This is a genomic window from Pseudomonadota bacterium, from assembly GCA_039033415.1.
Taxonomy (GTDB): Bacteria; Pseudomonadota; Gammaproteobacteria; order Xanthomonadales; family SZUA-38; genus JANQOZ01.
The window spans coordinates 170,507-195,836 of the sequence record JBCCCR010000004.1 but is presented as its reverse complement, the minus strand read 5'-3'; the positions used below and the strand labels follow the sequence as shown (position 1 = coordinate 195,836).

Sequence of the window (25,330 nt, the reverse complement as noted above, 5' to 3'; positions counted from 1 at the left end):
CCGCCGACGGTTTTGGCGAGCTAGTTTGATCCCATGCTCAATCAAGCCAACCGGTGTTGGCAGACAGCGGGATCGAGCCTCGCGAATGAGCATGAGCCGGGATTCGCTCGTTCAGCGCTTCAAGACTTAGATCAGCAAGGAAAACGGATATGGGTGTCAGCAAATCGGTGAAATTTCCCGGTGGCAACGCAGGGGTTTGGTTTGGGCTGGCGCTGCTGGTGCTGTCGCCGGTGTCAGGTGCGTCCGAGTTTGAACTCGCAAACGAGCGCCTTTGGTCGGAGGAGCATTCGGTCAACAAAAACGCCTTAGCCATCGCGGCGGCTGACTTCGACGGTGACGGCATTGAGGATCTAGCGGTGTCGTTTGCTCTCGAGCAGGGGTCCGAGGTAACGGTGTTTCGAGGTCGGCGGAACAGCCGGCTTACGGCTGCTGCGTCGCCCCGGTTCAGCGAGCCTCTCACCACGCTGCAGACTTCCTGGCCAGCGACGCAGCTGCTAACCGGCGACTTCGACGCTGACGGCCATCTCGATCTGCTGGCCGCCCGCGAGGGTGAAACGACAGTTCAACCGCTCCTTGGGGATGGGCAGGGTCGTTTGAGGCTTGGCAAAGCCATGGCCTTTCCCGGAGGAATCACGGCGATCACCAGCGGAGAGGTGAACCGCCGCGATGGGCTCGCGGACCTGGTCGTTTCGGTAGTCAGCAACGGAGAGGCTCTGGCGATTGTGTACCAGAGCGGCGCCGGCGTGCTGGCTGCGGATCCGATCGTCCTGCCGATTCCCGCGGCCGCTCAGGCGCTGGCGCTGGGTGAGCTTGACGGGGCCTTGGGAATCGACGTGGTCATTGCCGCCGGAAGCGACCTGGCTATGCTGCGTGGGAGGGACATGAGGTTGGCCGCAGGAGTCACCGAGGACGATCTCGAAATCTGGCACTGGGATGAAGCATTGCTGGATCTGAAGATCGGTGACTATCTTCCGGGTCAAGGCGCCGCGGAGCTGGCGGTCCTCGGCGCCAGCGGCCGTCTGGCCTACCTCGCGCTGAACCGAGAGGCCACGGCTAGCGAGTCCAAAAGGACCGTTTCTGAAGGGTTCCAAGTTGTTCGCGAGACCTGGCTCACCGCTGATTCTTCCAGCCGGATCCAGCCGGCGGGTTTCGCCGGTGATCACGAGGAGCTGCTGGTGTTCAACAGCGCCGGCAGCATGACGCTGGTCGGTGTGCAGACAGGCAAACCTGATGAACGCGCGATCGCCGAAAAGAGCTGGGCACTGGAGTCGTTCCCCGAGCAGCTGCTGCCGCTGCGCATGAACGGTAGCGCTACCAGCGAGCTGCTGCTGCTGTCCTCCGAAAAACCGACGCTCAGCCTGCTGCGGCAGAAAGGCGGCGGCAGCATTGTGGTGAACTCCGCCGCCGACACCGCGACCGCCGGTGACAGTGACTGCACGCTTCGGGAGGCGATCAACAACGCGAATGCGGACGCCGATACCACCAGCGGTGACTGCAGTTCGGGCGCCGGCACCGAAGTGATCACGTTTGCTATCGGATCCGGCGCGGTGGAGACGATTGCGCTCGCCTCAGGGCTGCCGGATGTGACGTCACCGATTGTGCTTGATGCATCGAGCCAGTGTGCCACGCCGCCCTGCATCGTACTCGACGGCGGCGGCATTGCTGCTGACAACACGAGCGGACTGGTGCTGCTTGGCGGGTCCTCGACGGTGCGCGGTTTGGTGGTGAACGGTTTTTCCGGCGACGGTATTGCGCTGCTGACCCTGGGCGGGAACCTGATTGTGGGCAACTACATCGGGACCAACGCGGCGGGTGACGCTGCGGTCGGACTGGCTGGCAACGGTGTCATCGTCCGCACGGACAACAATGTCATCGGTGGACGTACGGCCGCCGATCGCAACGTCATCGGTGGGCTCACTCGCGCTGGAGTCGCAGTGATCGGCGGGAGCGGCAATCGCATCGAAGGCAACTATCTTGGCCTGGACGTCTCAGGAACGCAGGCCATACCGAACGCCGAGGATGCTGGTGTCCTGATTGGCAACGCGTCGGGCAACACGGTGGGCGGCACCGAGCCGGGCGCTGGCAACGTTTCGTCGGGTAACCGGTGGGGTATCGGCGTCAGGCGATTTAGCGACACCGCTGACGCCACGGTGGACAACCTGGTGCAGGGTAATCTGGTCGGAACCAACGCGGCAGGTACCGCGGCCATCGGCAACGATGAGCAGGGTATTTTCATCTTCGATGCCCCGAACAACACCATTGGCGGAACCACCCCCGCGGCGCGCAACGTGGTTGCGGGCAATGGCCTGGACGGCGATTTTGCGCCGTATGCGGGCGTTCAGGTGTTTCCGCTCCGAGGTTTCGACAGCTCGGGCAATACGATTCAGGGCAACTACATCGGCACCAACGCGGACGGCGATACGGCACTGCCCAACGCGAGTGAGGGCGTGCTGGTACTCGTCGCTGGCGGCACCCAGATCGGCGGTACGGCGCCAGGTGCCGGAAATCTCATTTCCGGCAATACCTCAGCCGGTATTTCCATCCCAAGCGCGGGCTCGGCCGACAACGTCATCCAGGGCAATCGCGTGGGGACTGACGCCAACGGCACCGTGGCGATTCCGAACACAGGGCAGGGCATCTATCTGGAGAATGCCGTTGGTACGCTGATCGGCGGCACCGACGCGGGCGCGGGGAACCTCTTGTCGGGGAACAACGGCTTCGGTCTCCAGATCAACCCCAATGCCAACAACACAACGGTCCAGGGCAACCTCATCGGAACCACGGCCGACGGACAGACCGCGCTGCCCAACACCTCCACGGGCATTTTTGTCAGTCAGGCTACGGGCCATACCATCGGCGGAACTGCTGCGGGTGCTCGCAACGTGGTCTCGGGCAATGCGGTGCATGGCATCCAGCTGTTTGACGACATAACCGGCAGCGTTGTCCAGGGAAACTACGTTGGTCTGGATGCGGCGGGGACCGGGGCCCTCGGCAACGGCGAGGTGGGAGTCTTTCTCGGCGATCGAAGCACGGGCAACACCATCGGCGGAACGGAGCCGGGTGCTGCGAACGTCGTCAGCGACAACGGGACTTGGGGGGTCTTCGCTGGCAGCGCCGGCGTCGATAACGTGATTCTGGGTAACCTGATCGGGACGGACGCAAGCGGCAGCGGCTCGTTTGGCAACGACGTGCACGGTATTTTTCTTTTTGCCACTGCCTCCCAGACGATCGGCGGTTCGTTGCCGGGCGCCGGCAATACCATTGTCGGGAACGGCACAAACGGGATTGCCATTGGAGGTAACGGTGGGGCGTCTAATGACAACGTTGTGCAGGGCAACACGATTCGCGATAACGTTGTGCACGGCGTAGCCGTCAACCAGGGCACGGGAAATCTCATCAGCCAGAACTCGCTGGTCAACAACGGTGGTCTGGCGATCGAACTGAACGGGGATGGCCCTTCCGCCAATGACCCTCAGGATGCCGATGCGGGCGCAAATAATCTCCAGAACTTCCCGGAGCTGGATGGCGCGCAACCCGGCAGTACGATCATCTCCGGTACGCTGAATAGCGCACCGGACACGATGTTCACCGTCGAGTTTTTCTCCAGCACCGATTGCCAAATGCAGGAGGCCGGAACATTTCTCGAAAGCATCCAGGTGACGACAGACGGCAACGGGGACGCTGACGTATCCGCCACGCTGTCCGCAACAGTCCCGGAGGGGCAGGGCATTACCGCCACCGCCACCGATCCGGACGGCAACACCTCGGAGCTCTCCGCGTGTGTGCCGGTTTCAGGAGAGGTGATCTTTGCGAACGGCTTCGAGGAGACCCTCTGAGGCCAGAGGGGCACGGCGCGAGTCCTTCTGGGCCTCGCAGCCGAATAGACCTGCTTGAGCGAATTGGCTACACTTGCCGACCGCTTTTCGCGGCCCCATCCGAACCCGGCCCTCGCCAACCTCGGATCACCGCGCGCCCGTAGCTCAGCTGGATAGAGCGCTGCCCTCCGGAGGCAGAGGTCAGGGGTTCGAATCCCTTCGGGCGCGCCATATTTCCCCTGCTAATTCAATGGCTTACGATTTTTCGTTCCCTCGGCGAAGCCGGCAAAACCTCCGATTGTGCGAGAATTGTGCGAGTTTTTACCCTCAGTACCGTGTTTAAACGCCTTACACAGACCTGTTCGACGGCCTTTTGAAGGCGCGCGACGTCCGGTGCTGAGTAGTGGGTGGTCATGCGGTCGGACTTATGCCCAAGAAGGTCCTGCCTGTCCTCATAACTAACCCCAGCAGCCCGTAATCGATGGCCGAACGTGTGGCGCAGGTCGTGGACGCGTAGGTCCGGCAGCCCCGCCCGTATGCGCGCACTCTTCCAGCTCGAGTTCAGCAGCTTGAGTGTTGGCCGCCCCTGGTAGGTGAAAACAAACTCGGGGTGTTTCCCTCGCTGTTCCTCAACCACCTCTCGCGCCAAGGTATTGAGCAGCACGAGACGCTCTCGGCCGTTCTTGGTTCGAAAGTCTCGGTTGCTCGGCAGCACAAAGACGCTGGTACCCAACTCTGGCACAGCCACTTCCCAGTTCCACCGAAGCTGACAGACTTCCTTCTGCCGGCAACCGGTGTTGACCTTATAAAGGGCCATTCGCCTGACGTACTCCGGTAGTTCGGCGAAGAACCGATCCTGTTCATCCCAGCTCAGCGGGTAGGGTGACCTGGCGTAGCCTTTCTCCATCTCGATCAATGGTGCGGTGGCAAGCCAGGACAGGCCGTTTTGATGCCGCCACACTCTGGCTGCCAGGTTCAGCACCCGTCGAACGCAGCTCAGTTCCTTGCGGATGGTGCCAGCGGCAACACCGTCGGCTCTGCGTGCGCGTCGGTAGGGTATCAGGGAGTCGTTGTGGATTTGGTCCAGGTTGAGGTGGCCGATGTACGGCATCACGCGATTAAAGGCATACAAATACCGTTCAAGGCTGGCTTCGTTAGCGTAGTCCTCCAGGTATTTGAGGGCTGCTTCCTGAAACGTCCGTGTCGGTCGAATGCCGTAAACCGTTGCTCGGCGCACTTCGTCGAGCCGGAACGCTAGATATCGTTCCGCCTCCGCGAGATTGCCTGTGCCGCAGCTTTCCGCCAATCTTCCGTATCCTTTGATTTGCTTGTCGATCCACCAGATACGGCCTCTTTTCTTGAGGCCCGGTGATTTTTTGCGTCCCATAATGGTCTCCTCATAGCGGGACGCCCGTTGCGAGAGATATGGTCGTCCACCCACTGGTCGAGTTCAAGTCGATCAAACGCGATGCCTTGCCGGCCGATGGGCACCCTGGTCAGGTAGGGTCGAACCTCGCGGTTGAAGCGGTTTCGGTCCATGCCCAGATAAGCTGGCGCGTCTCGTAGCCTGAGTATCCGCGGCGCGATGAGTGGTCGTCGATTCATCGGCCTAGGTACGTCGCGCTGATCTGCTCCCGCGCGTGGCCGAGCTCCGAGCTGACAGTCAGCCGTGCTTTTCTGTCCAGGCTTTTGGCTTCCCGGGTGAGCTGATGGCGATCAGGACCACTCGCCGCAGGACATTTCCATCCTGTGAGCTGTTCGTAGCGCCGTTGTGCGTAGCCGTGGCGCAATCCGTGAAGATTCCTTAGCCCAGCTTGGCGGGTGTGCCGTTCGTACTTCCTGAGTTGTTCGACGTAGTTAAGCTTGGTTGGAATCAGAGCGCCGCTCCCAACCAACTGCTCGATCTCCATCAAGAGGACTCGCTGTCTTTCGGTCAGGATTGGTATCGCTCTTGGCCTTCCACCCTTGGTCCAGCTCGCCTTGAGCTGAATCGCGTCTTTCCGGACCGCGTAGCTTGGCCGAAACTTGATCGCCTCCTCGCGTCTGAGCCCGAACTCCTGCTGGAGTCTCAGACTGAGTCGAATGTAAGGATCCTCGACCCTGTTGATCTGACTCGGCGTCAGCGTCTGCGCTTTGGACTCCGCTGGGATCGTGCTTCTCGTCTCAAGGCCATATTCCGCATTGTCCTTGGCCATGATGTGAGCCTTGCCTACTTTTCCCGCCCACCATCGCAGCGCTGACAGTCGGTTCTTCTGAGAGCCGATGCTCAGCCCCTGTTCCTTCCACAGGTCTGTAAGTGCAGTGACATGCTTCGGCTTGATCGATGTGGCGCCCATGCGCCGATAGCCCAGCTCATGAAGCTGATGGGCCATCTGGTCCAACATCCGCGACCGATTGGCCTGTGTTGAATAGCTGCCGTCCCGGTTCTGACGGCATAACCGCTTTAGCTGGTAGTTCAGGTCTTTCATGGTGCGTCATCTCAGTTTGGTGAGTTTGGATGACCACCACGCACCTGAGAGCGATACGCAGTCCGAGAGTCTTCTCGGTAAGGGTCACGGGACACCAGTCCCTAGGCCTGAAGCCCAATTAGCTTCCGACAGTCAGTGCTGTAGCGCTGAGTATCGGGCTACCAGTGGGCCTTACGGCCCCGGTGAGAACGACGAAGATCACCTCCTATCGTGAATTGAACGAAATCGTCCGAAGACGAGCCAAGACGGAAAACCGCCGAATCAAAGATAGCGAGACATAAAAAACCTCCTCTCGTGAATGTAGAAAGCGCTCCGAAGAGCCTTTAGGTGGCAACAAGCACCACCGAAGTAGAACGCCAAAAAAAGCGTTAGCCGGAGACCGGCGAAGGCAGCGAGCTGCCTGGGTTGCCACTTAGCCGAAGTAGCCACGGTTGTGGGAGATACAGTATGCCGACGATAGAAGTACGGCTACGGAAAAGTCCGGGAAAACGCGCCCGTAATTTGTGAATAGGGGGCGCTAGCCCGCATGGCAGCAGGGATTGCGGCCCGCGTCACTACACGCTGCGCTAGTAGTGACGCGGGCGAGCGGTGAGGTCGTCGTCTTCGCAAACCAGGGGTAAGTCTGGCCCATCACAACGGTGAATCGAGCGAATCAAACTCAATGAGCTGCCGAGTGGCGAACGGACTCGGAGCCGCCAAACCAGGTGTGATTCGTTCGGATTTCTGGATCGGCCAGAAATTGGGGGGCGACCCTCACGACCGAACCAAGAAGGTTCAGTTAGCAGGGAAAGCTCACTTTGGTCGGCTATAGGGCGGGCGCCAGAAACATAATGAGCGGCGGCCTTTTATTGCCTAAAGTCCGAGTCAGTCTGTGCTGTGTTGCGAAAAGGGCGACAAAAAGCCCGGTGCCGAGGCGATTGAGTTTATTTTGAGGTTCTCAAGACGAGAAAAACTCAGCGAAGGACTTTACGGCGTTACTGTTCTCATTGAGAACAGGTGTATATCCTCCCGTCGTGGGATCGGGAACAGAATAAGGGGAGGCAAGTGGTCGGACGACCACTCAGACTCAAATCTACATTGCCACCGACTTGGTGTCAATATTTTCAAGAAAATCAGTTATTTAGCAGAATGCTAAAAGCTCTTCCGGCGTTCAAGATGCCGTTGTCCTATGGGTCGTCGGCATGAAAAAAATCGGCGGCGCCACCGCAGGATTTCTTTAGGGTTTGCGGGCCATCTTGGGTAGGAGAAACTCCGAATACATCTCACCGGACTTAGCGGTCTCAATGAGACCGGGTCCCTATTCCCCCGCTTGAGGGTCGTGAAATGGGAAAAGGAAAGGTGGTCGAACGACCGCAACACCTCCACAATACATCGAAGCGTGTTTTGCTTCAATACCTATAGAAAACAATTATTTAGCAAAGTGCTAAGAAGCAAGTTCAAGCGATGCTCAGCCGATTGTGAAGGAGAGTCAGTTGCCATCGGAATGCTGTGCCGCCCTTCAAACCAAGAAAGCCTTTGCAATAGTCGGTCCGCAGACGCGAACGTATCGTTGGGGACACGCCTAAGTCCAAACATAGGCCAGTGCCGCTTAGGACAGAAGAATTTACTGCTACCAATCGTAATCCCGCTTGATGTCGGTCCAGCCTATCGGAATAGGCCGACTGGTTAGAGCACACAGCCTGACTCGCTAGTGCTGTTGTGATTATTGCTCCGCATGGAGTGAAGCCTCGACTCTAGTGTCCCGACATGTGCCTCTAGCTTATGCCCGTCTGGATCCAGAAAATAAATTGAAAGTCCCTCGCTCGCATTCTTTTTCCAAATGCGCGCTCCATTGGCGGCGAGCTTCTTGTCGAATACCGCAAAATCTTCTTGAGAAAGGTCAAACGCGATATGAGAGTAATCTAGTCGCGACTGATCCGCTGCTGCGGAATCTGCTACCAGGCAAAACCACGTATCACCGGCTTTAAAATACGCACCTCCCTCGTGAATAGAGACCAGGCTTAGACCCAGTACTCGCTTGTAGAAAAAGACCGATGCTTTGAGGTCGGAAACTGCCAGCGTAATGTGATTGATGCCTTTGATCATGGATCACCGTTTTGGGATAAATAGAGTCGCTGCGGGAATCAGGAAACCGAAAAAACGGGTCATGTGTCTCGTCTCGGCCTTCTTTTTCCGCTCCGTTTGAACTTCTGTTGGTATGCTCGTCGCTGAGTCGTTACTTCATATAGGACGATTCCGGAGGTGGTGCCGAGATTCAAACTCTCGATCATCCCGAACATCGGTATGCTGACACAGTACTCTGCGTGTGCGATCGCCCTGTCGCTCAGTCCGCGCTTTTCATTGCCAAACCACACTGCCAACTTGGTAAAAACCGTGTAGTCACCATCCTTCAGCGCGATGTTGCGGTGACCCTTCTGGTGTGGAGATGTAGCGATGGATGACACGCGGTTCCGCTTCAGATGATCAATACAGCTCTGCGTGCTGTCGAAGCGTTTTACGAAGCTCCATTTCACCGCAGACACAGAGGTCTTGGAGAGAGATTTGCGCTCCCGCATGTCTTGCCAGTCGTCTGGAAGCGCACCTCGAGGGTCCACAACATAGGTTTTCTCTACGCCGAGCGCATTCACGTTCCTAATCACCGTACCGATGTTCCGGATATCGACCGGGTCCTCAATCACGGCAATCAGATTCTTACAGCGGTAATCCTTAATCTTGTCAGCGCGAGCCCGGACTGAGCTTTTAGCGCTGCGATTGGACGTAGACTCAGTTATTGATTTGTCTTGACGCAACAAAATACCTGCAACATCGGTCGACGAAGGCGGTTAGAGCGAAGCCTTTTGGGAGTCGATGACAAGCCTCTGAGTGGTCCTTGAGCGAGTTCAGCATAGTTGCAGCCTCGGGCTATTGAATGAACTGGCACCCCTCCCACCATTGCATCCGCTGCCCTTTTGTTCGGACGTCGCTGGGAGTTGGACTCCTTTTGAGGCTCTCCTTGATTAGTACGAACCCACCGCGCAGATCCTGCGTCTGTAAAGAGATCGTCCTATCGGGAAAAGCGATGATTGTCGTCTGGCTACCTGGCTGGTAGGGAGTTTCGTCATTAGCCGGTCTTTCTGGATACTGGTGGGTTTCAATCTTTACGCAATGGCTGTCCTCACCCGTCATCAGCACCAGAATAGAGTTCAGAAGGTCGAAGGCTTGGTAAGAGTTTTCGTCCTGCATGGCGACGTGCCAGTTTCGAGTTGCGTGAGAAACAACGCCATTGGTAAACGAGATGGCGCCATCTGATTCTGGACTGATGCCGTCTCCAACAGCACAACGAATTTCACCGGCCGTCGAATCTGCTGGCATGTCAAAGCAATTCACGCGGGCGAAGGCTGACATAGCTTCTGACTCTGGCATCCCGACGTAGATCTCCACGCCGGCAATCTCGACAGAAGCCTCCCGAGCGTTCGCCGAAATACAGGCTAGCAGTGCTGCCATCCGTAGAAGGTTGCGCATAGTGTCCTCCGTCGTGGCGAAATCGCGAATAAGATCAATTTGCCACTGTCGCTATGAAAGGTACAGATACCCTCAATGCTAAGCCACTGAAGACGATGGTGAGACCCTCCTCCGTCAGAAACGGTTAGAGACAGTCCCTGCTCCTCTTCGCTCACACAGCAAGATCGGTCAGGCCCTTTAAGACTCTGAACAAGCTTCTTCCGTATTAACGGTGGCTATATTTTACGTTGCCGCATTGACGGTTGAGCAAGCGCACAAACCGCTGTCGGTAGATTGCTGCGGGTTTGAGAATCAATTGGGCAACTGAATCTTACTGCCCTCGATCCACGCGACCGGCAGTGTCTTAAGATCTACGCCTTTCAAGCATCTGACATTTACCGCCCATCCGCTGAACGGTTCAACGCCCTTTTCAACTTCCGTGGCAGTGAGTTTGCTTGGGCGTCGAAATGGCAGAATCCCGCAAATCGGGCAGAAGTAGTCGGTAGCGGTGCCGGAGCCCCACCGATAAAGGGTCATTTCAGAAAGTGGAGTAAGAATGCGCATAGCAGATTCAGGTATTCGGAAGATCGCTGATCCCCGCTTGTGGCAAATCGAACAATCACAAATTCGGACGTGGTCAATATCGGCGTCTACCTCGAACTTGACGTGGCCACAGTGGCAAGAGCCAGAATAGGTTTTTTTCATAATTTATCGGCTAGCGGCGATGTTGGCTGCCCCTCCCGGAACCACACCTTGTTTCCTAAGTCCTCTCAGTAGGAGCTGGCTGGATAAGTGTTGATCAGTCAATCTGGAGCAGGTCTTCGGCCAAAGATCGGGCAACCTCTCGCTCCTGTGGTGATACCTGCATCTCCAGAAATCCGATTAAAGCTTGGGCACGTTCGCTTGACGGGCTGTTGCTCAATACCGCAGCGTGTGCGTACGCGTAGGCCTCGCTTGGGTCGGAGTCGAAAGCGATACCGTTGGCCATGATTTGCGCCATCAAAAAGAACCTGTCGGGATGTTCCATCTCGAATATGGCCCCGACGTAGGAGCGCGTCTTGTTGCGGTAAGTCTCTATTACATGAGGCTCCGGGAAACCGAATCCGTTTCCCAGGTTGGTTATCAGATTTGCTGCCATGCTGTAGTAGCCGAACCGGGCTGGCACATGGCCCGTATCGGCCGCAGCTTCCAGCCAGGCCAGTGCCATGCCCGCGACGTTTGCTTCCGGGTCGATGCCTTGACACATACGAAATCGATGGTCGATGGAGTCCAGGCGATTTGCCAGCCACTCGGGCAAATCCTCATCCGGGTTGTTCTCAAGCCAGTTGTCTAACGATTTCTGAGCACGCGCCAAATGCGCATCCAGTTGCCAATCGTTGATCGGTCCGGGCATGCAGTAAGTGTAAAAAAGGTACATCCAGAAGGCGGCCTCTGGGTCGCCATCCTCAGCGGCCTGTTTTTTGGTTCCAATTTCGCCTGGGTCGGCATCCGTCATAGATTTTCGGGCGTTGTTCAACCAAGTATTTGGGTGCTCATCGGGATTGAAAATGGCAGTTGATGTTTTCAGCCTAGGTAGGCTTGCGGTGGACGCAGTCGCGTGGTCTGACACGGAGCTAGTGGCCCTATCAGCTTTCCCATTACTCTTAGATGTGTCTTGCTTTTCGGACTCAGACACATTTCCGATGGGGCTGACGCTGTGGTTTTCTAAGGCTCTTGTTTCATTGGTTGAACGACGCTCGAAAAGTAGCGCAACGCCTACCGCAATAGTTAGTAGTGCGAGGAGTCCTGTCACCAGAGAGCGCATAATCGGATTATAGGCCTATGCGCTTACCGAGCTGTCAATTTGAAAGCCGTTGGCTCAGTCGAACACTACATTCAGCGCGGCTTCAAGTTATTCGCCTGCTCATCATCAGTTCCACACAACCGAGGGAAATAGCAATAGGGCTGTTTTGGCGTGGTCCCTCCGACAAGCCAGCGGAGGTGGCTGGCTTGTTGCGCTTTTGAGTTTACAGATGTTCGACTGAAATACCGAAGTGCAAACGGTACTGTTCACCTGCTGTAATTCTAATCTTGCCAGATGGTCTGGATAGCGTTTGTTCCGATGCTCTAGTCCAGCATACTCGGGATCACTGCAACTCGAACCGATGATTCGCCTGTTTCTAATTCCAGAAGAGCCCTTTTTCCGGGAGCCGTCAGCAGAGATGGCGTCGCCACCAGTTCACGGCTTTTCGTTTCGCTGAGTCGAAATTCCAGCAAAATTTGCTCCGTCTCGAGAACGGTAGGTTTTACGTTGAGCTCATATCCTCCCTGACGTACGCCAAACCAATTCTTATTCATTAGGAGGAGGTCGTTTCGGGAAATTTCCTCCGAATTGACTGCAACAATGAGGTCGGCCGAGATTCTGAGCTCCGACAGCTCGTCGGGCCTGGGTTTCATATAACCCATGATCAGGGCCTCATCCAACCAGCCTCTGTTGTCGGCTAGCAGCAGGTCTTTCGGAGCAAGAAGTAGGTTCCCGCCGTCTTGCTTCACGCCAAACCTTTCCCGGAAGTGTGTTGTGGCTTGAACTAGGCCGTTTACACCATCCATCCAGTTCTCGGTGGTACCCACCAGAGTGATCGTAATTCGGTGCTGATTGATTTCTGGATGGGCCAGAACGTGAAGTCGCCCTAAACTAGCGAGCATTTGTATGGCGGCACCATAGTGGGCATTTTCAAGCTTAAGCTCATAGCTCCCGTCATCCGCGATAGTGAGTGAGCTGCTCGCCGAACTGTCCAGGGGCGAAGGCTGTTTTTCTTCTGCTTGGATGACCACCGACAGCACAAGTGCTACAGCGCTCCCAAGTACTGCCAAATGCTTGACCCTCAGGCGTGGGTATGCGGACAGGTGCTGAATTCTTGACATGATGGCTTTCCCATTAATGATCGCGGAACTAGTGAAAGAACCCTTGAGGGTCGACAGCTGGGCGAGTCGACCCAGGTCTTCCAGGTAGGTGTCGCCGGCCATGGCGTTCATGCATGCTTCATCGCAAGACATTTCAAGTCTTGTTTTGGCGGTAGTTGCGAGGCGCCACACCAACGGGTTCCACCAAAGTGCATGACGAATTGCTTCAATGACCAAGACCCAAAAGTTGTCCCGTCGCTTGGCGTGGGTAAGTTCATGGGCTAGAACGGATCTTATTTCTGGTCGCACCAAAAGGTCTTCGCCAACCCATACTCGAGGTTGCAGATACCCCGTTGTCATTGCGACGTTTCCTGGCGTCACACAGATCGATTTCGCGCTGCCTTTGAATTGTTTTGGGAGCTCTGCAACCTGAGCCGGTCGACTGCGAGTATCCAGGCGTCGAACGATCGCTCGGCTCCGCCAGAATCGAACAAGAAAAACCACCAACCCCGCAAGCGTCGTCAGTATCATTGCCGTAAGCCAAATGTTGGCAGGCGTTTCCTTCATTGGTAGCGATGTTGGCAGAAGGATATCGGGCGTTAGCGCTACAAGATCATATTCTGCAACCAACGCTGGTGCCGAGGAGATCACGATGGGTTCTAGCGGAATGCACCAACAAAGTAGCGCAGCGAAGGCGGCCATGAACGACAATCTTGCAGGCGAGTTGCGGAGCAGAAGGACTGCAATCAACGCGACTACGGTGATCGCGCAATTCAAGGCGAACCAACTGCTCATTGATCAAGCCGCCTTTTCGCCTTTGTGACCAACTTCTGAATGCTTTCAATCTCTTCTTGTGAAAGCTCGCCGTCCTCCATTAGATAGGAGAAAAGCGTCGATCGGTCGGAACCGAACACGCGATCAACAAATTCCCTGACGAGAGGACGCCGAAGCGACTCTTGATCGACTGACGCGGCATAGATGATTGTCCGTCCGTGTTGTTCAACTCGGACAAGAGCTCCCTTTTTCTCCAGCCTGTCGACAATCGTCTTCACCGTCGAATAGGTGACCTTACGGACTCGATGCACTTCCTCGTGAACCCTTGGCACCGACAAGTCACCAAGCCGCCAAAAAATCTGTAAAACCTCTAGCTCGAAGTCTGAAAGCGTCATGATGTCCTCCTTAAGCTACAAGCGTAGAGTAATCTCTACAGGTGTCAAGAAACCTGCAGGAATTGGCAAAAGGCGCAGGAACCATGTCAAAAATCGTTTAACCTAGCTCGACATTCAGAGGATGCGTCGAACTTGCAATCACTGGTATTCGCATTTGTATTGGCTGTGCTCCAGTCAGGCTCGATCCGGCCGGAGGATTTACCTGCGTGCGGGGTCATCGACTACGAAGATTTCACGGGGCAATTCTCTGGAGTCCGCGTTAGTGGCGGTGGGAGGTACGTAGACATTCCCGAAGGCATGGATCTTCTGAATTTCAAGAGCTTCGGCGGACAATCAGGTCAGAGGTGGGAGCATGCATCGTTTTTCAGTCGTAAAACGGCACCAATTTGGACTGTTGCGATTTTTCGCTCAAACGAAGACGCGATGTACAAACTAAAGACGGACTACCTGATCTGTGGAATCGAGTTTGAGGACCACCACATTTATCTCGGAGCAGATAGTGACGGTGGAGAGTTTGCGGTCTTTCGGGCCCCTGGGCTGTCGGTAATCGCGATTGGGCAAGAGTCCTTGTCCTACCTGATGACTGCGATCTCAGACCAATGAATGCCCTTCAGGAATTCCTGAGGAAAATTCGTACGAGTCGTAGCTAGACGAGTCTAGTGCGACCAAATGTTGTGGTCGGCTGCGTACGAGGTTTGCGCATCAGTCTTTCCCCCAGCGCCATTGAGGCTTTTCCCCTTTCCACCAACAAATCCCTATCAGGATGCCGGTGAGTCCGCAAAACATTCCGAACCAAAGCCAAAAGTTCTCCCTTGGCCCCGTAAATATCTGCAGGGACAGGACGAGGCTGATATACGCAGCGAGCGTAACCCAGCCCTGCCATGTTAAGGGTATGCTCCAGCCCCAACCAAAACTCTTCTTGGCAAACCATGGAGTGTGCTGCGAGTCAGTCATAGCGGTCGAACTCCCAGGATAGCTATCGGGTTTCGCGATGCTTGTGTCCGCGATAGCGTAGGTCGACAAGCATCTCTTTTGACGTGTTTGCCGATGACCAAAACATGCCGTCACTTAAGAAAGCCTCTCGAGTCGCAACCGGATACAGGTCTCGTTCGATCTGTCAATGATACTAGCATCATGCGGGCGAAACCCATGCGGTCAGATGCAAGCGAAATAAGAAACGGAACACGCCTCCCTCCGATAAGGTGCTGTAAATCGGCTAGAGTTGCCAATCTGGCGGAGGCAGCGTCACATCGCCTATTTCGATGTTTGTTTGGCCTTTCAAGAACGCCATGACGGAATCGGCAAAGTTAGGATCATGTTCCATTGCATCCCAAATAGCGCCATGGCCGCCGCGTCTCACACGTACTAGCGTTCCGTTTTCGAATTGGTCCTTAATCTCGAGTGCGTTTTCCCAGGGTGTCGCCAGATCCCAGTCCCCATGGACAAGCAGTGCGGGCACTGATGTTTTGAATTGACCACGGAATGCGGGCCCAGAGTCCGCAGGCCACTCAGGGCATGCGTGGTGGTAGATTATGTTGGGGTCTTCCAGATAGCGAAGAGCAGGATCATTTTTGAGCCGCTCAAGGCGGGCAGGCGAAACACCTGAGCCGCAGTCGAATTGAAAGTAGCTGGCCGAACGCCAAAAGTCTCCGAACTGATTGGGCCGATCGAGGGCTTCGACGGTCGCGGCGAAATCTCCCCGGCGCCATCGCAAGATTCCCGCTGGCCATACAGCCTCAGACCGAACGCCGCGGGGCGGGTCAAGGTAGCCAAAGGCAAGTGAACGAAGCATATCGCTATCGATCCTGATTTCGCGCCCCTCATGTTCAGCAAGAATCGGACTTTGCTCAGCGCCACGAATCGTTGCTTTCATTGCTTCGAGGAAGCCACCTTCCGGTACTTGATCCGCGTAGACCGGTGAACGTTCCGCGTCAGCAGCAATTCGTTCAAGTGCTCGTAGCTGCCCGGCTGGGTCGTCATAGGTGTGGTCGGGTCCCTCAATACTGTTGAGAACGACCCGCGCAACTGACGCCGGAAATCGACGGAGAACGGCGATAGACCAGTGTGTTCCGAAACTCTCGCCCCACAACATCACCTGATCGTAGCCCAAGGCCTTGCGGAGCTCTTCAACGTCGGCTGCCGCCTCTTGAACTGTCAATCCATGGATATCAACACCCTCCGATTGCCAAAGGGATTTGCAAGTTTTGCTGGCCTCTGCGACGGCAGGTCCGAACTTTGGATCTAACCAGGTGTTGGTCGTGTTTTTGGGCGGCGGACAATCCGTCGATGGATATGCGGCGCCAATGCCACGTTGCCCAACCCAAACGACATCTGCGATCTCCCGAAATTTCTCGGTGTAGTCAAGGTACCAGCTTGCCGAGTTTCGATCATACCCTTGAAATCCTGGACCGCCGTCCAGCATGAAAATCGGAGGTTGCTCAGGCTTTGGGCCACCTAGCCGCTTCAAGCGCCAGTAAGAAAGGGCGATCGCTCCTGAATCCGGTGAACTCCGATTAGCAGGGACAAATAGGATTCCTCTTTCAATGGGGGCAACTCGGCCCTTTCCCTGGTCGATTAGTTCTGGCCAGTGTATGTGTGTTCCCGCTTCTGGAAACTCCGTTGCCCAGAGAGAGGTTGGCCCCAGCAAAGCGCTCATGGCGATGAGTGCAGCAACAAGTCTCATGGATCGTCTATCCTTATGGCCTCTTAGGGTGCGGCCTACGCCGTCAGCACAGCACTGTGCTCAGCAATCGAAATGGTCGCTGTTCGACCGGCATGAAAATCCAAGCTATCCGCTTCGACGCCGTCGGAAAAGATTACACCGTTGCTAGCCATTTCTGATTCGATGACCAATTGCTCACCGGGACCGAGTTGTCCAAAAGTGAGTTCCGTTTGCGTCTGCTTGCTCGGAAATGGTTCTCGAACGGCGAAAAGTAGCGCCTGAGCATCCCAGGGCAAAGGCCGATAGTCAGATTGACTCATAGGGATACCGAAGCCCGTGCCGGCGCGAAGAGCGCCTTCATAAATGGAGCGCATCCAGCCCGTAGAGCCCACTCCCGTTGAAACGATTATTCCGCTGGAGGAGTGCCTTTCCGAAACGGACCCCTGAGCGAGTCGGTACCTTGCTGAGACATGTGTCTTGGCGCCGACGAAAAAGTCGTTCAGCGCCAGGAGTTGCTGGCCGTCGTCCGTCTCTACTTTTGCCATAGTCAGATGTTTGAGCTGAGCCGAACCATTTTTGACCGCGTGAATTTGGGTGGCAACTTGACTCACCGCGGTGGGCAGTAGGATCCCATCCACGGTTGCTGGGTCCGGGTTCACTGCGATGATCGGTTGACCGCGTAGATACTTGGCAACGTTCACTAGCAGGCCATCGGGCCCGAGCGTCAGGATCAAATCGTCCGGGTTAAACCGATAGTCTGACAACAGCGAGCGGTCGATCGTATGGTGCTTCATCGATTTGGGGATCGCTCGGTGCACATCGGCCAAGGCATGTTGAAACGTGCGATGCTCTTGCTCAACTCGTTCGAAAGACTGCCCCGCCTGTTGCAGGTAGAACTTGGCTTGGGCCTTGGTTTGGAACTTATCGATCAATTCCTCCAGGGCGGTCATCCGCCTGACGACTACGATACGTTCGATGGCCATGTGCGTCTCAGTGGTTTGTGGTGCTCGTGTTCATCCAGCCAGCAAGCTGCGTCAGCAGATCGGGAGCGAGGTTCAGTTGGCCGATATTGGCGCCGGCCTCTGCCCACTTGATGAGACCCAGGGCGATGAGAGCTTGGGTTGGAATGTTCTTGTACGGGCTTAGCTTCATCTCCTCAGCTTTGGCGTCCGCTTCGGCCAGCGTCGTCTTGTTCTGGGCTTGCATGGCAACCAGCTCCCGCCGCCTCTCTTCCATCTCCACCTCAGTCGCCATCTCAGTTTCCTGGAGCCGTCGTTCTTCGTCGAGAGCCGCCTTTCGCCTGGCATAAATGGCCTGGTCGGCACGCTGGTTCAGGCGCTCCCGAAAATCTGCTTCCAGGGCCTTTCGTGTCTCTGCAGTCGGCGTCAGATGCAGGACTCGTAAGCCGTCGATGGTAATGCCCAGTTCAAGAACGGATGGGTCCGTTTGCAAACGCGTCAGCAAGTTCGCTGAGAGCTGCTCCGCCAGACCTAGTGCGTCTTCCAGTGTCTTGTCGCGCAATAGGGCATGCGCATACGCCTTCAGCGCATTAATGATGCGGTTGCGGATCTTTTCTGGATCCTCGGTCAGGTACTGATGCGTCTTGGGGTCTATCCGAAAATCGAGTGCTGCTGCGGTGGTGGCTGGCTGACTGATCCGATAGGAAATATCACCCTGCAGCGCGATTTCCTGGTGGTCGGTCGTTGTTTCCTTGATAGCAAACTGCGCATCCTGAACGGTTGTTGGTAGCGCGGCTATGCTCGTTAGAGCAGGGACGTGGAAGAAGGAGTCTCCCGCTCCCTGGCGGATGAGTTTGCTGCCCTTGAACAGCATGACGTGCGTTGTGGGGTCAGATTTGAAGTAGCGAAACATGGATTCGACCTCCTATTTGATGATTGTGACTTTGTCGGGCTCGATGAGCCGGTAGAGCTTGGCGGGCCGATGTGCCCCGTCGCGGCTCAATTCACCGGTTTCTTCAAGTTCGCCGAAGCCAAGAATCAGTTTTCTGAAGTTGCGTTTGTCGACCGGGGTGCCTGTAATGGCCTCGTAGATCCGCTGGACCGCGCTGAGGGTGAATTGCTCGTCGAGCATTTGGAAGGCAATGGTTGAATATCCCAGTTTGGCGCGGAGGCGTTTGACGGCGGAAGCAACAATTTCGGCGTGGTCGAACGCTAGTTCCGGCAGATCGCCGACCGGAAACCATGCTGCTGCATCCGCGTCTGAATCGGCCTGGATTACCAAATCGCCAGATGGAATCAACGCGTAGTAGGCGACTGTGATGACACGGCCTCTAGGGTCTCGCTCTGGAGCGCCAAAGGTCTGCAGCTGCTCCAGATAAAACCCGGCTACGCCGGTTTCCTCCTCCAGCTCTCGCCGAGCGCATTCGGCAAGGTCCTCATTGTGTCTCACGAAGCCGCCCGGCAGCGCCCACACGCCCTTGAACGGCTTCGCCGCTCGACGGACCAAAAGGACTTTCATCGAGTCGGCCTGCACGGTGAAAAGCACGATGTCGGTGGAAACTTGGGCGTTTGCAGTCATTTCGACAATTAGTGTTTGAGTGACACTAACTATCTTAGTGTGATAGATACACTATGTCAATTCAACGGGGCGTGCGAGGAATCGAGAACAAAAACCAAACGGACCGCAGGTTATCCGGATCCTTACTAATCGAAGCCGTCGGCGAAAATCTCGTCTGAGCTTCGACTCACAACAATGTCCGGGAGTATGCCGTCGACGACGTCGGAAAACCGGAAAGGACCAGACAGAAATTGACCAGAGATGATCTCAATCTCAGGGGGGTCGATAAACCCGAGAATGCGATAGCTCCCTGTGTGCTGATTCGAAACGCTGAAAACGTTGCTGTCGGACCGCAAAAAGGCCTTTACTGGCAGACCAGATCCGGCCTCGATCACTCGGCCTGAGTAGTATATTGCGCTCGACGTGAGGCATTCGCTGGGTTTGGAAATTCGCAGTTCATAACCAATTCCTGTCGCCGGCGGGGTCACGCAATTTCGGATTCGAAGCAGCCTTGAATCCGCAAAACTCACGTCGCGAACCACCAAGCCGGCAGGTGATGGCGCGTCACAGCTGCCCACACTTTCCAGTGGAGGTACTAGTTCATCAATTAATCGATCTGATGGATAAATCTCCAGGACAGGCTGGAAATTACCCGGGCTAAGGGGATCAATCGCGCTAATCCGCACGTCTACGATCGGAGGCGGACGATCGCAGAGCTGCTGAAAGTAGACCCAGTCCTCGTCGTTTTCGATGTCGAAGGTATGCGGTTGCAAAAAATGCTCTTCCGCAAAGGGGTCACTCGTGGCCTGCCCAACATCTGAAAGTCGCATGTTACTCGCCACAACCGGCAGATCGTCGTTTTCGAACCCATCGATCGGCCATCCCGCGATAACCATCAGTGAGCCGTTGCCGCTTGAGAAGCCGTCACTATCGGACAAACCGACCGAGACGATGGGCAGAACAAAAGTCGACCCACCTGGCTCGGCGACGAAGTCCGGAGCGACATCGAAGAAGATGCGTCCGAGGAACAACCGCTGAGACAGCGTAGCGCTTTCAAGGAAAAGCGGTGAAAACGACACGGTGACGGTACCCGCCGAGTTGTCGATTTCACAGGTAACTCGGTGGGTGAAATTCACCCGATCAGGCAACGGATCGCCGGTCTGAGAAACGCAGCCCGACGAGGCTGTGAGGGCGTCCGAGTCAAAGCTGAAACTCATGCTGCCGGACACCTGCCGATCGCCCTCTCCATCAAAAACGAGTCGAACAGCGATCGCCTCTCCACCGTCTCCCGCCGCGGTACCCACGACGAAATGGGCATCAGTCTGCCCGTCAATGGGCCGAATCAGGAGGAGCGCAATGGCGCACCACTTCGAGAACGGTAATCTCATGATGGTGACTGTTTCGAGGCTGCCAAGAACCCGTGGAAAGCTAGGCCTTTTGTCTCGCCTGGTCACGAAAGACCGACGAAAAAACAGCGAGGGACCAGTGAACAGCGAGCAAAATCAATACTTCGATGCTACTGGAGGTGATCCTGTCTAGGCCATACATCACACACTGAAATTGGGAGTTACTTCAGCACTCATCGAAAAAGCCGGCGATGTTCACAACGGATTGCCCTGTATTTCTGGCCTTCCTGCCTCGATCTTGCTGCTGGCCGTGATTGACGGTGAACCCTGGCGGTAAAGTTGTAGATTGGCAGCCACGTTTGACTAACGCAGAGCCGTGCGTGCCGTTAGGCTCAGGCGTTGAATTGCACCGGCTTAAAGAGGATCGAATTCGACGAAATCGAAACAATCTAAGGCGTTTCCGTCAGTAATTCGTGCAAGTCGGTACACCGACGGAAACTCACCGGCGGGTGTGACAGTCAGTGACAAGTTGCTGCAGGAATCAACTCGCACGTTGAGCTCTCCCCAAACCTTGGCCGCTAATTGACCGTCGATGGTGCCGTTTTCGGCACGGATACCCGAATTCCTGAACGCGTCGAATTGAATTACCGTATTCCCAGACTCGGCAACTCCATACACCCAAACCTGTTCGCCCTCGCCATCAAAACCGAGCCAAGTGATGAGTGCGCGGTTGGCACCAAAGTGGCTGATCTGCAGATATTGACCATCCTGCTGTTGATCGAACCACAGGCCATCGAAACTGCTGTCGAAAGCCGGTACCGCGAGCGGGTCAAGCGCCCCGCGGACGCAATCTCCAGAGCGCCTTTCAAAACCACGAATGTCCTTTGTCTCGCATGCTCCAGAGGCAGGTGGGCGACTCGGGCTGCCGTCACTGATACGTGAAAACGCCGAACGATAGGCAGGCAACTGCCGACCATTCTGCTCAGCAAGTGACGTCCGCACAAAGCTTTCGGACACCCGATCGTCTGTCCCGTCAAATCCGCAATCCAAGCCGCCGGGAACGTTGTTGTATCCCAGAGAAGTTACGCGGCCAGAGCAGTTGCCGAGGACCCCAGCGGAGTCCAGGGAGGATGAGGTAAGAAGTGTATTGCTGACCAGACTGACGCCAGTCGCCATCGTTACCAAGTCTCTTGCACCGCAAATCCATGAAGTCGGAAACGCTTGGCCTTCCGGCAGCGCAACAAAATTGCCCGTGGCAGTGACGTTGTTCAGGGTCAGATCGCCCTCGTTGTAAACTCCCGCGCTCCCCGGAGTTGCGCACTCGCCCAGAGATTCAGCGCTAAATCCTTCCAGAGGGAATTCGGCTAAGGCATTGCCAGCAAGCAGCGTGTTCGCCAGCGTGAGGCTGCCAAAATTGACCACAGGGGCGACAAAGCCTCGATCCGAATTGTACGGCTGGCGCCAGTTCACGATACCAACGCGTCGAAAGACCGTCTCGCCGCGGTTGACTAGCGCAGGAAACAAGTCGCCGTTTCGCAGTTCGAGGTCTTCAACCACCAGCGAACCGCCTGGCTCAACGACAAAGCCGCTAGTCTCGCCAAGGTCCAATGTCGCGCCGCGCCCCAAAATCGTAACTTTGGCGCTCACCGTGGCCGCACCTGGCGGAATGGGTATGGTTCCTGCTCGTCCGCCGAGCAGACAGCCCAACCAGCGGCGCCTCGGCCCGAGTCGGTAGTTTCCGCGTTCGGCAAGAACCAGAGTCAATTCGTCAGTACCGCTGGCCTGAGCGGTGCAGAGTGTATTCACCAGCTTCACCGTGTCGCCATCGGGAATGTCGATTGTTTCGGCGCCTACGCCGAAGCACACAAGTAGCAGCGCGGCGGTTATTACCTGAATTATGCGCATCGATATCTCCTGCTAGCAGTTCAAACGTTAGTCAATCGTGCTGAACGCTGCCTGAATGTCGGTTTCGATAGATCGGCCAGTTAGTTTGCTGCAGAAATCCCAGCTTACTGTAGGATCAGTAGGGTGCCCATGAGATTCCTTCAACGGCTATTAAAGGCTAAAGCACTTGCCATTCCTATCGCTTTTTTTGCGATTTTGGTGGTAGTTGCCATTTTGACGGTCCACGATAGGCAAGTTCCTCGGGATAGTGCCGATCTGTCCACGGCGACGACAAGCCAGCCAAAGCCCACAGTCGAGCCTCCAGAGCCTCGGGTAGCGCCCGAGCCGAGGCCCGCACGAACGGTTCAAGACAACGTACATCGCATGGCCAATACGCTGGTGGAGCCTCTGGGTCCACACGAGTTTTCCCAGGAGGGTTACGCCGAGGCCTTTTCGCTTGTCAAAAAGCGTCTAAGTCCCGCTTGGCTGAAAAGCACCCAGGACGCTGCGGCCACCGGCGACCCAGGCGCGGCATATCTTTATTCGATCGTCCTGCGGTATTGCGCTGCTGCGCCAGAGAATCTGGATATCGCCAGCCGAAAAATGGATGGCTATCTCAGGCTGCTCGAAGAAAATCCTGGCCTTGAATCTTCAATGCAGTGGATTGAGGAATCAGTGTTGTTCAAAGCCGAGCACTGCCAGGGGTTGCCGCCAAGACGTGAGCGGATCGCAAGGTCGTTCGACTGGTTTGTCGCGGCGGCGGATGGCGGGCACATGCTGGCGATGCTGAGCTTCTACAAGGATGCGATCCGCCAATACCATGAGCTCTTCATAAGAAATCCGGACATGCTCTATGCCTTCCACGAGCGCTCACGCGAATACATTAACCGCCTTCTCGAAACGGGTCACCCTGAGGCGTTTGAACTTATGGCTTTGGCAATCCATCAAGACATTGTTTTCCAATACGATGGAGTTCGATCACTGGCCTTTCTCCTGGTGGCCAATCAACAAGGGTTACCGCAGATGAGCACGCCTTGGAGTCTGCAGGATGAAATCGAGTCGACGCTTTCTATAGAACAGCAAAGGCTTGCCCGTGAATTGGCCGACGAGATTTGTGAACGGTATTGCGTTGTGTCTGCTTATGATTAGCCGCGGCGTAGCTCAACGGTCCGAACTCATAGGGTATAACCCCGCCTTCTGGTATTGGTTTTTGCGCTTTCGTCTAGCATTTCTTCCGCGATCGTTGACTTTGAAAGAGTCAAGGTAGTTCACAAATTACTCTCGCATCCTGAGATCATGATCTGCCTTGTGTAGCAAGTCGATGACCTCTTGGATCTTGTTGGCGCGTGAGCAGAACCGCCAATGTTGGTCGGCTTTAGCTTCGGCTTCCTTTTTCATTTCCTGGAGGGTAATTAGATACCCGAGGCTCAATTCCGGGTAAGGGATCAAGGTGTAGAGCAGGAGAAACTCTCCCGAGAAACTCGGGTCGTTGAGCAACGTGAACATTCTTGGAAATAGTTTCTGAGCGACGGGCTCTGCCGGCTTGGTTTGCAGCACAGCGCCCAAAGCCTGATGCACTAACGCCAAATCTGTCGCGTTTAGGGCAATATCCACCAATTGACGTTCGACATCCGCAATGGCAATACCATCTCTGGCAAGGACGCTTGACGGCCTGAGCCACCCAAGCACTTTAAGGTTTGCGTTGCTTTTGAGTATTTCCAGCAACCGATGCTCCATATGATCGGCTTCTCCGACCGGCCAAGCTTCGTTGAGTGCGTACGCCGCTAATACTGCGAGCTCCGGGTCATCGGACTCCGCAAGGTCATCAATGATGGGTCGAATGCGAAAAAACTCACTGGTAGCTCGTTCGGTTTCGGACCCCCAAGACCCATGAAGTGCGGATGGATCGAGTGACGTACCGTTTGGCGGTGGCGGACCCCTTGGCACAACGTCTGAGGTTCTAAATCCGTAAAGCGAAGCCCACTGCTCGAATATGAAAAGTGCGCGCTTTTGCACTTCGATATCTGGGTACTGGAGAGCGACTTCAAAGAAATCGATTGCAGTGGCGCCCGCCGCATCAGTTCGCATCTCTCGAGCCAGCCTGAGTACTGCTAAGGCTCTTCGAGGCTCAGCATTTTTCAACTCCTCGATTGCCCACTCGAGCCCGGCAATCTCTAACCAGGACTGTCTCGACTCCCTTCTGGGGTTCAACAACTCGAAGATTTTGTCGGGCAGAGCATCGAGACATGGATGAACATCTCTACGTCGACCCATTTGCCAGATGTTCTCTACCTCGGCCAATGCGTCAACGCATGCCCCTCGTGCTGCAAAAAAATCTGCCGCACCGCCCGATGCCGCCACAAAGCGTCGGCCAGTTTCGGTGCGGCCAGGATCTAACCGGTCGAGATCCTCGGTAATGAACATGCCGTCGGGTTTCACCACAAAGACGACGGGGTTGAGATGGTTTTCGAAAACAACGATCAAGTGTCGATTCTGGGTCGCCAAATCGAATTGCTCGAATACGCTGATCTGACCAAATCGACTAGGGGCTGAAGCTTCCTCGGACAACCGCAGCGGATGTTCTGCGGATACGACCTTTTCATTGATCATCAATTGACCGACCAATACGAAGAATCCCTCGCTGCTGGTTGGCTCCCGGCTTAGCTCGAGTATATCGACGGTGACGTTATCGAAATAGACCGGAAAGTAACTCGGCAGACGCCAACGGATCGTTCCGCCTGGAGAGGCGGAAATTCTCGGAGGTCTATCAGATCCCATAACCTCCGAGATGGGTGCCGGTGCTGAACCAACGGCCACAACCGACAGCAGGATGTACAGCAACGCTTCCATAGGTCTGTTGAGTGAGAATTCGAACGTTAAGTTCCCAAACGGCCGGAAACGTTGAGCGGGTCTTCCGATTTGGACGAACTGCTCAAATAATTGCTATTCGACTGTCGAATTGCTGAAACACCGTGGTGTCACGATGCTAGCCCTGAAAAAGTGTGGCCCAGTCCGTGAACCAAGGCGGGTCTTTTGAATGACACACGTTGGCCCTTTAGTCTGAATGCACATCTCATGAATTGCTTTGGGTGCGCAAGAATCGTTG

General features: G+C 55.6%; 18 protein-coding genes and 1 tRNA gene. 4 read left to right on the top strand and 15 right to left on the bottom strand.

The annotated features are described in order from the left end of the window. Positions 1-149: 149 nt before the first annotated feature. Positions 150-3,836 carry an FG-GAP-like repeat-containing protein gene (locus AAF358_04740; GenBank protein MEM7704834.1) on the top strand — a complete coding sequence of 1,229 codons (3,687 nt, stop codon included), beginning with the start codon at positions 150-152 and terminating at the stop codon, positions 3,834-3,836. A gap of 133 nt (positions 3,837-3,969) precedes the next feature. Continuing rightward, a tRNA-Arg gene (locus AAF358_04735) sits at positions 3,970-4,046 on the top strand. A gap of 16 nt (positions 4,047-4,062) precedes the next feature. On the opposite strand, the gene AAF358_04730 is transcribed toward AAF358_04735, so the two are convergent. From AAF358_04730 to AAF358_04695, 8 genes are all read right to left on the bottom strand, one after another. Further along, positions 4,063-5,202 (bottom strand): site-specific integrase, encoded by a 1,140-nt coding sequence (locus AAF358_04730; protein MEM7704833.1) that lies wholly within the window; start codon positions 5,200-5,202, stop codon positions 4,063-4,065. Positions 5,203-5,416: 214 nt separating this feature from the next. Then, positions 5,417-6,283: a phage integrase N-terminal domain-containing protein gene (locus AAF358_04725; GenBank protein MEM7704832.1), complete on the bottom strand. Its 867-nt coding sequence runs from the start codon at positions 6,281-6,283 to the stop codon at positions 5,417-5,419. 1,665 nt (positions 6,284-7,948) lie between these two features. Beyond that, complete coding sequence (locus tag AAF358_04720) at positions 7,949-8,368, bottom strand: VOC family protein (GenBank protein ID MEM7704831.1); 420 nt, start codon at positions 8,366-8,368, stop codon at positions 7,949-7,951. A 59-nt stretch (positions 8,369-8,427) separates the two neighbouring features. Continuing rightward, entirely contained in the window at positions 8,428-8,970 is a 543-nt protein-coding gene (locus AAF358_04715) for an RNA methyltransferase (GenBank protein ID MEM7704830.1), read from the bottom strand. 214 nt (positions 8,971-9,184) lie between these two features. Further along, a complete protein-coding gene (locus AAF358_04710) occupies positions 9,185-9,784 on the bottom strand; it encodes a hypothetical protein (GenBank protein ID MEM7704829.1) in 600 nt (199 codons plus the stop codon). Positions 9,785-10,562: 778 nt separating this feature from the next. After that, entirely contained in the window at positions 10,563-11,258 is a 696-nt protein-coding gene (locus AAF358_04705) for a hypothetical protein (GenBank protein MEM7704828.1), read from the bottom strand. A gap of 611 nt (positions 11,259-11,869) precedes the next feature. Next, on the bottom strand, positions 11,870-13,441 hold the full coding sequence (locus tag AAF358_04700) for a M56 family metallopeptidase (protein MEM7704827.1): 1,572 nt from the start codon (positions 13,439-13,441) through the stop codon (positions 11,870-11,872). Continuing rightward, on the bottom strand, positions 13,438-13,815 hold the full coding sequence (locus AAF358_04695; GenBank protein MEM7704826.1) for a BlaI/MecI/CopY family transcriptional regulator: 378 nt from the start codon (positions 13,813-13,815) through the stop codon (positions 13,438-13,440). The genes AAF358_04700 and AAF358_04695 overlap by 4 nt, the downstream gene beginning before the upstream one ends. 132 nt (positions 13,816-13,947) lie before the next feature. On the opposite strand from AAF358_04695, the gene AAF358_04690 reads away from it, so the two are divergent. Next, positions 13,948-14,418 carry a hypothetical protein gene (locus AAF358_04690; protein MEM7704825.1) on the top strand — a complete coding sequence of 157 codons (471 nt, stop codon included), beginning with the start codon at positions 13,948-13,950 and terminating at the stop codon, positions 14,416-14,418. A gap of 613 nt (positions 14,419-15,031) precedes the next feature. Here the strand turns inward: AAF358_04690 and AAF358_04685 are convergent. From AAF358_04685 to AAF358_04660, 6 genes are all read right to left on the bottom strand, one after another. Continuing rightward, positions 15,032-16,498: an alpha/beta fold hydrolase gene (locus AAF358_04685; GenBank protein MEM7704824.1), complete on the bottom strand. Its 1,467-nt coding sequence runs from the start codon at positions 16,496-16,498 to the stop codon at positions 15,032-15,034. A 35-nt stretch (positions 16,499-16,533) separates the two neighbouring features. Continuing rightward, complete coding sequence (locus tag AAF358_04680; GenBank protein ID MEM7704823.1) at positions 16,534-17,460, bottom strand: sugar kinase; 927 nt, start codon at positions 17,458-17,460, stop codon at positions 16,534-16,536. A 7-nt stretch (positions 17,461-17,467) separates the two neighbouring features. Beyond that, positions 17,468-18,349, bottom strand: a complete 882-nt coding sequence (locus tag AAF358_04675; protein MEM7704822.1) for an SPFH domain-containing protein — start codon at positions 18,347-18,349, stop codon at positions 17,468-17,470. Positions 18,350-18,361: 12 nt separating this feature from the next. Then, positions 18,362-19,015, bottom strand: a complete 654-nt coding sequence (locus AAF358_04670) for an NUDIX domain-containing protein (protein ID MEM7704821.1) — start codon at positions 19,013-19,015, stop codon at positions 18,362-18,364. Between the two features lie 125 nt (positions 19,016-19,140). Then, entirely contained in the window at positions 19,141-20,382 is a 1,242-nt protein-coding gene (locus AAF358_04665; GenBank protein ID MEM7704820.1) for a hypothetical protein, read from the bottom strand. A 372-nt stretch (positions 20,383-20,754) separates the two neighbouring features. Beyond that, the gene (locus AAF358_04660) at positions 20,755-22,245 is read right to left on the bottom strand and encodes a hypothetical protein (GenBank protein MEM7704819.1); all 1,491 of its coding nucleotides are present in this window, start codon (positions 22,243-22,245) and stop codon (positions 20,755-20,757) included. A 363-nt stretch (positions 22,246-22,608) separates the two neighbouring features. Between AAF358_04660 and AAF358_04655 the strand changes: the two genes are divergently transcribed. Next, on the top strand, positions 22,609-23,373 hold the full coding sequence (locus AAF358_04655; GenBank protein MEM7704818.1) for a hypothetical protein: 765 nt from the start codon (positions 22,609-22,611) through the stop codon (positions 23,371-23,373). 126 nt (positions 23,374-23,499) lie between these two features. Here AAF358_04655 and AAF358_04650 read toward each other — a convergent pair whose 3' ends face one another. Next, positions 23,500-25,074, bottom strand: a complete 1,575-nt coding sequence (locus AAF358_04650) for a hypothetical protein (protein MEM7704817.1) — start codon at positions 25,072-25,074, stop codon at positions 23,500-23,502. Positions 25,075-25,330 lie beyond the last annotated feature (256 nt).